The organism is Shewanella sp. Sh95, assembly GCF_001308045.1.
GTDB lineage: Bacteria > Pseudomonadota > Gammaproteobacteria > Enterobacterales > Shewanellaceae > Shewanella > Shewanella xiamenensis.
Map to the genome: position 1 here is coordinate 1 of NZ_LGYY01000277.1, position 5,263 is coordinate 5,263.

A 5,263-nucleotide genomic window follows, 5' to 3' on the forward strand; every position below is an offset into this window, starting at 1 on the left:
TTTACCTGTGAGGCTTTTACCTGATTGCAGATCTTTAAGGGCTTGTTCGAAGTTAAAAGGTTGGGTCATGTGTCATTCCTGTTTTTGAATATTTTACTGAAATGACACAGAATTATGAACACTACCATTGCTTCCTACGATAAGGACGAAAAGGACACTCGTTTACTCACAGCGTTGCTTAACTTTGCCTATGGCTTTAACGTCACCTCTGTTGCCGAGGGAATTGAAACCCTCGAGCAAGCGGAGTTTTGTACAGTAAGGCACTGCAATCTATTACAGGGATACTTCTTTTCTCGTCCTCTAGAGGCAAGCGAATTTGAAGCAAGGTTCATTACACCGTTAGTCACTAAATTGTGAAGATTATCTTACGTTTGACTAAGGCTTAGGTTTTCGTCTGGTGAGGAATATTTTCTTGCTTTACACTGAGCAATAGACAAATATCAGCGCCCCTTTCTGATGCAATGTGCTCAGAGCTTCAATCACTGTGTTTAATTTGGTCATTTAGTAATGAAAATCGGTATTTTATCTCAGTTTCCAGAATTGTATTCCACCCGACGTTTAGTGGCCGCCTGCGAAAGCCGTGGTCATGAAGCTGTGGTGATTAATACCTTGAATTGCTACATGAATATTAATTCCGTTAAACCTAGCATTCATTATCAGGGAGAAGAATTAACAGGGTTTGATGCCATTATTCCGCGTATTCATGCCAGTGTGACCTTTTATGGCTGCGCAGTGGTGCGCCAGTTTGAAATGATGGGTGTATTTGCTGCCAACGATTCAATTTCGATAGCACGCTCGCGGGATAAGTTACGTGCTCTGCAATTACTTTCACGCAAAGGCATTGGTATGCCTATCACTGGATTTGCCAATAAACCCAATGATATTCCTGATCTCATTAATATGGTGGGCGGTGCTCCTTTAGTGATCAAGTTACTCGAAGGTACGCAGGGGATTGGGGTGGTATTAGCGGAAACGAAAACCGCCGCTGAGAGCGTGATTGAAGCCTTTTTAGGGCTCAAAGCCAATATTTTGGTGCAAGAGTATATTCAAGAGTCCAATGGCAGTGATATTCGCTGTTTTGTGGTGGGTGATAAAGTGGTGGCCTCGATGAAGCGTCAGGGGCCAGAGGGCGATTTTCGTTCAAACTTACACTTAGGCGGCTGTGGTGAAAAAGTGAAAATTACGCCAGAAGAGCGCAAGATGGCCGTTGCCGCTGTTAAAGCGATGGGATTAGTCGTTGCAGGCGTGGATATTTTACGTTCGAATCGTGGCCCGTTGATCCTTGAGGTTAACTCAGCTCCTGGTATCGAAGGTATTGAGCAAACTACGGGTATTTCGGTAACTGAGCCTATTGTGGAATATATTGAGAAAATGGTGTTAGCGCGTAAGTCGAATCGGGCGGTGATCGCTTAATAAAATACGCCGCGATTAACGCGGCGTGTTTCTTAGTTCTTTATTTTATAAATCAAAACTATAGGAATAACCTAAAGCGATTTTAGCATCGTCATCAGCCAGATCAGTATCTGATACCATAAAAGAGACTGTGCCCATGCTGGTATCTGCACTAAGTGTTAGGTTGTAATCGGCATAGTTATCCTCACCAAACCAAGCTTCAACCACATCTCCTGTGGAGTAGCCATAGTGGAATGACAGGCTAAGTTTCTCGGTTAAAGGGAAAGATGCTGTGGCGGCAAGATAACTCATATCTTTGTTATCGAGTGGTTCCGCCGCTACGTCATCACCCGCATTGATCACGTGGGAATAACTAAGTTCGACCCACTTCCAGGTAATAGCCCCGTGGAGCTCACCAAAATCGATGCTGCCTTCGGCATCGGGGTAGGCATAATAGAGATAGCCAAAATCATAGCTGAGATCGTCGGTGATGTTGCCACCGTAACCAGCATAGAGGTCTAACTCGTAGCTAGTGTCATTGCCAAAATCGACATTTGATGCCCACGTACCCGCATAAAATCCTGAGTCATGACTGTAGTCAAGACCGCCTTGGATCGCCACCGCATCATTGGTTTGAGTCACTCCGCGCCATAGATAGTTTGATGTGCCGCCAATATTGCCGGATACCGCCGCAAAGACGTTAGTGGTTAGTAATAATCCCGTCGATAATGCCAAAACGCTGTACAGTGATTTTCTCATACTCATCCCCTCGATTGACTTATTTATCGATTCACTCATGCCACTTAAATACGGCGGCATTGGTGCATCATGGTTTTTTCTGATAAGGGAGTTGCTAATCACATGCCATTATTTGAACATCTTTAAAAACAACTGGTTACATAATTTATGTTAATTAAATGTTTTAAAGCGCTCAAAAATGGAGCGGTGGACGCACTGTGTTTGTGCAAAAAATCATCTTTTATGCTTTCGTGAGGGAAAAAAAACGCCTCACAGAGGAGGCGTTTTATAAAATCAATGTCGAGCGAATTAGTTCACACTATCACGCAAGGTTTTACCCGCTTTAAACTTAGGCACAGTGGCTTCAGCGATCTGGATTTCTTTGCCCGTTTGTGGGTTACGACCAGTACGAGCTGCACGAGTCGCTGTTTCAAAGGAGCCAAATCCGACGATAGAGATTTTGTCACCGTTTTTCATTGATTCAGTAATCGCCGCTTCGAAAGATTTCAATGCTCGTGCTGCTTCAGCTTTGGTGATATCGGCATTTTCTGCAATTTTGGCGATAAGTTCAGTTTTGTTCATTTTTATTGTCTCTTCTTTCCGTAGATTTATGTAAGTCAGCGAGCCTAACATGCCACAAGGTTAAAGCGTTGGAAAGCTCTTTGCTGCGGGCTTGTGTCATCGAAGTAACAAAATTGGAGGGTATTTGCGCCATTCGTGACTTAGGTTTTATTCTTCGAGCAACTGATATAAGAGTTGCTTAACCAATTTGGGTTCGAAGGGCTTGTCGCATAGGGCATTCACCCCTGCCTGAGATACATTACTTAAATGTGTATCGTTAGCCTCAGACGAGACCATTAAAATAGGCACGTGGGATTGTTGACTTTCATTGCGGATAAATTGCGTTAATGCCAGTCCATCAACGCTGGGCATATTGTAATCAGTGATAATTAAATCAAACATATTATGACGCATTAACTCAATGGCTTGCGCACCATCTTCTGCTTCGGTAATCAGTTTTATCCCCAAATTACCAATAGTTCGCTTGATCACATTACGTGCCATGCGACTGTCATCAACCACAAGCACGCGTACATCGTGCACATCGAAGTGGCTTAAGTCGAGTTCATCGTGGCTGAGCAAATCGATGGTCGCATTTAGCGCCTTGCCTAAGTGTTCGGCATTAAAAGGTTTTGGCAGAATCGCGACTACGCCAGACTGGCGGAAAATCTCCAATTGTTCACGGCGACATTCACTTGAGATCAGCATAAATTGAATATCTTTATATTCACTTTTGCTGCGCAGGTAGTTCAAAAACTCGGTCGCTGTTCCATCTTCAAAATGCATTGCACTGGCAATGAGATCGGGTTTGTGTCGAGCAATGAGTCCTTTAGCCTCTTCAATATTGGCAGCATTTTCGATGCTAATAATGCCTTCTTGCTGTAAGCGCTTGATGATAATGCGGCGCTGGGTTTCCGATGGCTCAATAATAAGCATCGATAATTCGTTAGGCGATAAATGAGTCATAGTCACAAGCTATTGGGCTTTTTTAGAAAGGCGTTAACTTAGGCGAGAAATAACTGCTTCGCAACACATTAAATCAAGCTTTCAATTTTGCAGTTAAATAATCACGGGTTACCCGTGAAAATGCGATCCAATACTGTACTAATAGCAGGGCAATGATAGACAGCACCAGCGGTAACATCGGGATGTTATGACCCTCTACCACCACTTTAACGTCTTGAGGTGTAATCTGATAGGCGATAATGGCAGTAACCCCAAGTGCTGACAGGCCTAAGGTTTGTAATCCAATATAAATTTTGAGCACTAAGTTAGACCAAGGTGCTTGCGTCAGTATGCCAAACAACACGGGCAATACACCTAAGCTAAAGAGATCGAATGAACCCGTGGCAACCGCACGTAGCAGGGCAACAATGGCAAACAGAGTATAAAGGGTTATCAATAGGATTAGGCGTTTAGGCATAAAGTTAGGGTTACTGGCTAATGTGAAGTGGAGCAAGTGTAGGAAATGCCCCGAACTGAGTCCAGCATAACCGTATTATCATGTAGAATACGCCTTTGCTTGGGCATTAAATTAGGTTAAGTGATGACAGAAGTAGAATTTTGGGACTTAGTGACCCGCAGTGAACCAGCGCAATCCCAAGAGTCTTTGGTTGAGGCATTAAAGCTGAAACTGAGTAAACTGAGTGATGAAGAGCTAAAAGTCTTTGATAAGCTGTTTGGTCAACAGATGCGCCGAAGTTATTTATGGTCGGTTTGGGGGGCGGCTTATATCATTACGGGGTGTGATTCTGATTATGCCTTTGCCGAATTTCGCGCTTTTCTGATTTCACTTGGACAAGCCAGTTATGAGGCTGTGATTGCCCAGCCTGATTCGTTAGCGAAGTTAACTGCATGGCCAGAAAAGGATGGTTATGCCTATCCCTTTATTGAAGATTACGATCTTATTGCAGGGCAATTATACGAAGACCGAACGGGTAAAGAGTTGCCTTTTATGCCTTCGGGTAAAGCGACTCCCGTAGGCAAAAAATTTAGCACTAAACCCAAAGACTTAAGACAGCAATATCCTGAGCTTAGTGCGCGTTTTCCGTTTTAATTCGCCCTAAGAGCGCAAACATGCGTTACTGGTAACGTCGAAGGTCATGCCGTATTGGGTACACGTTTGGCGCATGAACTGATGCTCCTCCTGTGCTAATTGGCGGGTAAATTCTTGATCGAGCTGCTCAGTTAGGCGTTGCTCTGCAACTTGCTGTGACTGAGCCAGTTTATCGAAGTGCGATTTTACTGCTTGTTGCTGTTCGGCCGTCAGTGTCGCAGCATGGCTAGATAAACTGATCAGTGTGCTGAGTGTGAGCAGAGTGCATAAGGTAAACTTTGTTATCACTGCATGGCGTATGGGGGCCGTTTTTAGCTTCATAGATAAACTCCAAATTAAAATCACCAGAACTCGGTTGGTTTTTAAATCGTCGTTTGGCTTTCATCGTGCATATATGGACCCATCCGGTTTGCAAGACATTCGATAACGATTTTGAGAAGAGTTCATTGCACCCATATATCCGGCCTGTTATTGAGGGATCCCTCTGGCCCTGATGGATATCTGCTTCTACAGTCC

General features: G+C 43.9%; 7 protein-coding genes and 1 pseudogene. 3 read left to right on the forward strand and 5 right to left on the reverse strand.

The genetic code is table 11. From position 1 onward, the window contains the following. Window positions 1-84: 84 nt before the first annotated feature. Window positions 85-357 (forward strand): annotated as a pseudogene (locus AEA42_RS21375) (EAL domain-containing protein); the annotation flags it as partial. Window positions 358-507: 150 nt separating this feature from the next. Beyond that, window positions 508-1,413: a 30S ribosomal protein S6--L-glutamate ligase gene (gene rimK / locus AEA42_RS21380; protein WP_037414013.1), complete on the forward strand. Its 906-nt coding sequence runs from the start codon at window positions 508-510 to the stop codon at window positions 1,411-1,413. 45 nt (window positions 1,414-1,458) lie between these two features. Here the strand turns inward: rimK and AEA42_RS21385 are convergent, their stop codons facing one another. The 4 genes from AEA42_RS21385 to AEA42_RS21400 all read right to left on the reverse strand — a co-directional run bounded on the left by AEA42_RS21385 (window position 1,459) and on the right by AEA42_RS21400 (window position 4,114). Further along, complete coding sequence (locus AEA42_RS21385; protein ID WP_037428649.1) at window positions 1,459-2,151, reverse strand: TorF family putative porin; 693 nt, start codon at window positions 2,149-2,151, stop codon at window positions 1,459-1,461. A gap of 288 nt (window positions 2,152-2,439) precedes the next feature. After that, the gene (locus AEA42_RS21390; RefSeq protein ID WP_219848070.1) at window positions 2,440-2,763 is read right to left on the reverse strand and encodes an HU family DNA-binding protein; all 324 of its coding nucleotides are present in this window, start codon (window positions 2,761-2,763) and stop codon (window positions 2,440-2,442) included. Between the two features lie 96 nt (window positions 2,764-2,859). Further along, a complete protein-coding gene (locus AEA42_RS21395; protein WP_055648788.1) occupies window positions 2,860-3,657 on the reverse strand; it encodes a response regulator in 798 nt (265 codons plus the stop codon). Window positions 3,658-3,730: 73 nt separating this feature from the next. After that, window positions 3,731-4,114, reverse strand: a complete 384-nt coding sequence (locus AEA42_RS21400) for a hypothetical protein (protein WP_055648789.1) — start codon at window positions 4,112-4,114, stop codon at window positions 3,731-3,733. Window positions 4,115-4,237: 123 nt separating this feature from the next. Between AEA42_RS21400 and AEA42_RS21405 the strand changes: the two genes are divergently transcribed. Beyond that, window positions 4,238-4,747 carry a DUF4240 domain-containing protein gene (locus AEA42_RS21405; RefSeq protein WP_037428645.1) on the forward strand — a complete coding sequence of 170 codons (510 nt, stop codon included), beginning with the start codon at window positions 4,238-4,240 and terminating at the stop codon, window positions 4,745-4,747. Between the two features lie 6 nt (window positions 4,748-4,753). On the opposite strand, the gene AEA42_RS21410 is transcribed toward AEA42_RS21405, so the two are convergent. Continuing rightward, window positions 4,754-5,068 carry a hypothetical protein gene (locus AEA42_RS21410; RefSeq protein WP_037414024.1) on the reverse strand — a complete coding sequence of 105 codons (315 nt, stop codon included), beginning with the start codon at window positions 5,066-5,068 and terminating at the stop codon, window positions 4,754-4,756. Window positions 5,069-5,263: the final 195 nt, after the last annotated feature.

Coding starts and splice junctions, on each gene's coding strand:
- AEA42_RS21410 (WP_037414024.1), bottom strand. CDS start 5,068: ATGAAGCTAAAAACGGCCCCCATACGCCATGCAGTGATAACAAAGTTT.
- AEA42_RS21400 (WP_055648789.1), bottom strand. CDS start 4,114: ATGCCTAAACGCCTAATCCTATTGATAACCCTTTATACTCTGTTTGCC.
- rimK (WP_037414013.1), top strand. CDS start 508: ATGAAAATCGGTATTTTATCTCAGTTTCCAGAATTGTATTCCACCCGA.
- AEA42_RS21405 (WP_037428645.1), top strand. CDS start 4,238: ATGACAGAAGTAGAATTTTGGGACTTAGTGACCCGCAGTGAACCAGCG.
- AEA42_RS21385 (WP_037428649.1), bottom strand. CDS start 2,151: ATGAGAAAATCACTGTACAGCGTTTTGGCATTATCGACGGGATTATTA.
- AEA42_RS21395 (WP_055648788.1), bottom strand. CDS start 3,657: ATGACTCATTTATCGCCTAACGAATTATCGATGCTTATTATTGAGCCA.
- AEA42_RS21390 (WP_219848070.1), bottom strand. CDS start 2,763: ATGTTAGGCTCGCTGACTTACATAAATCTACGGAAAGAAGAGACAATA.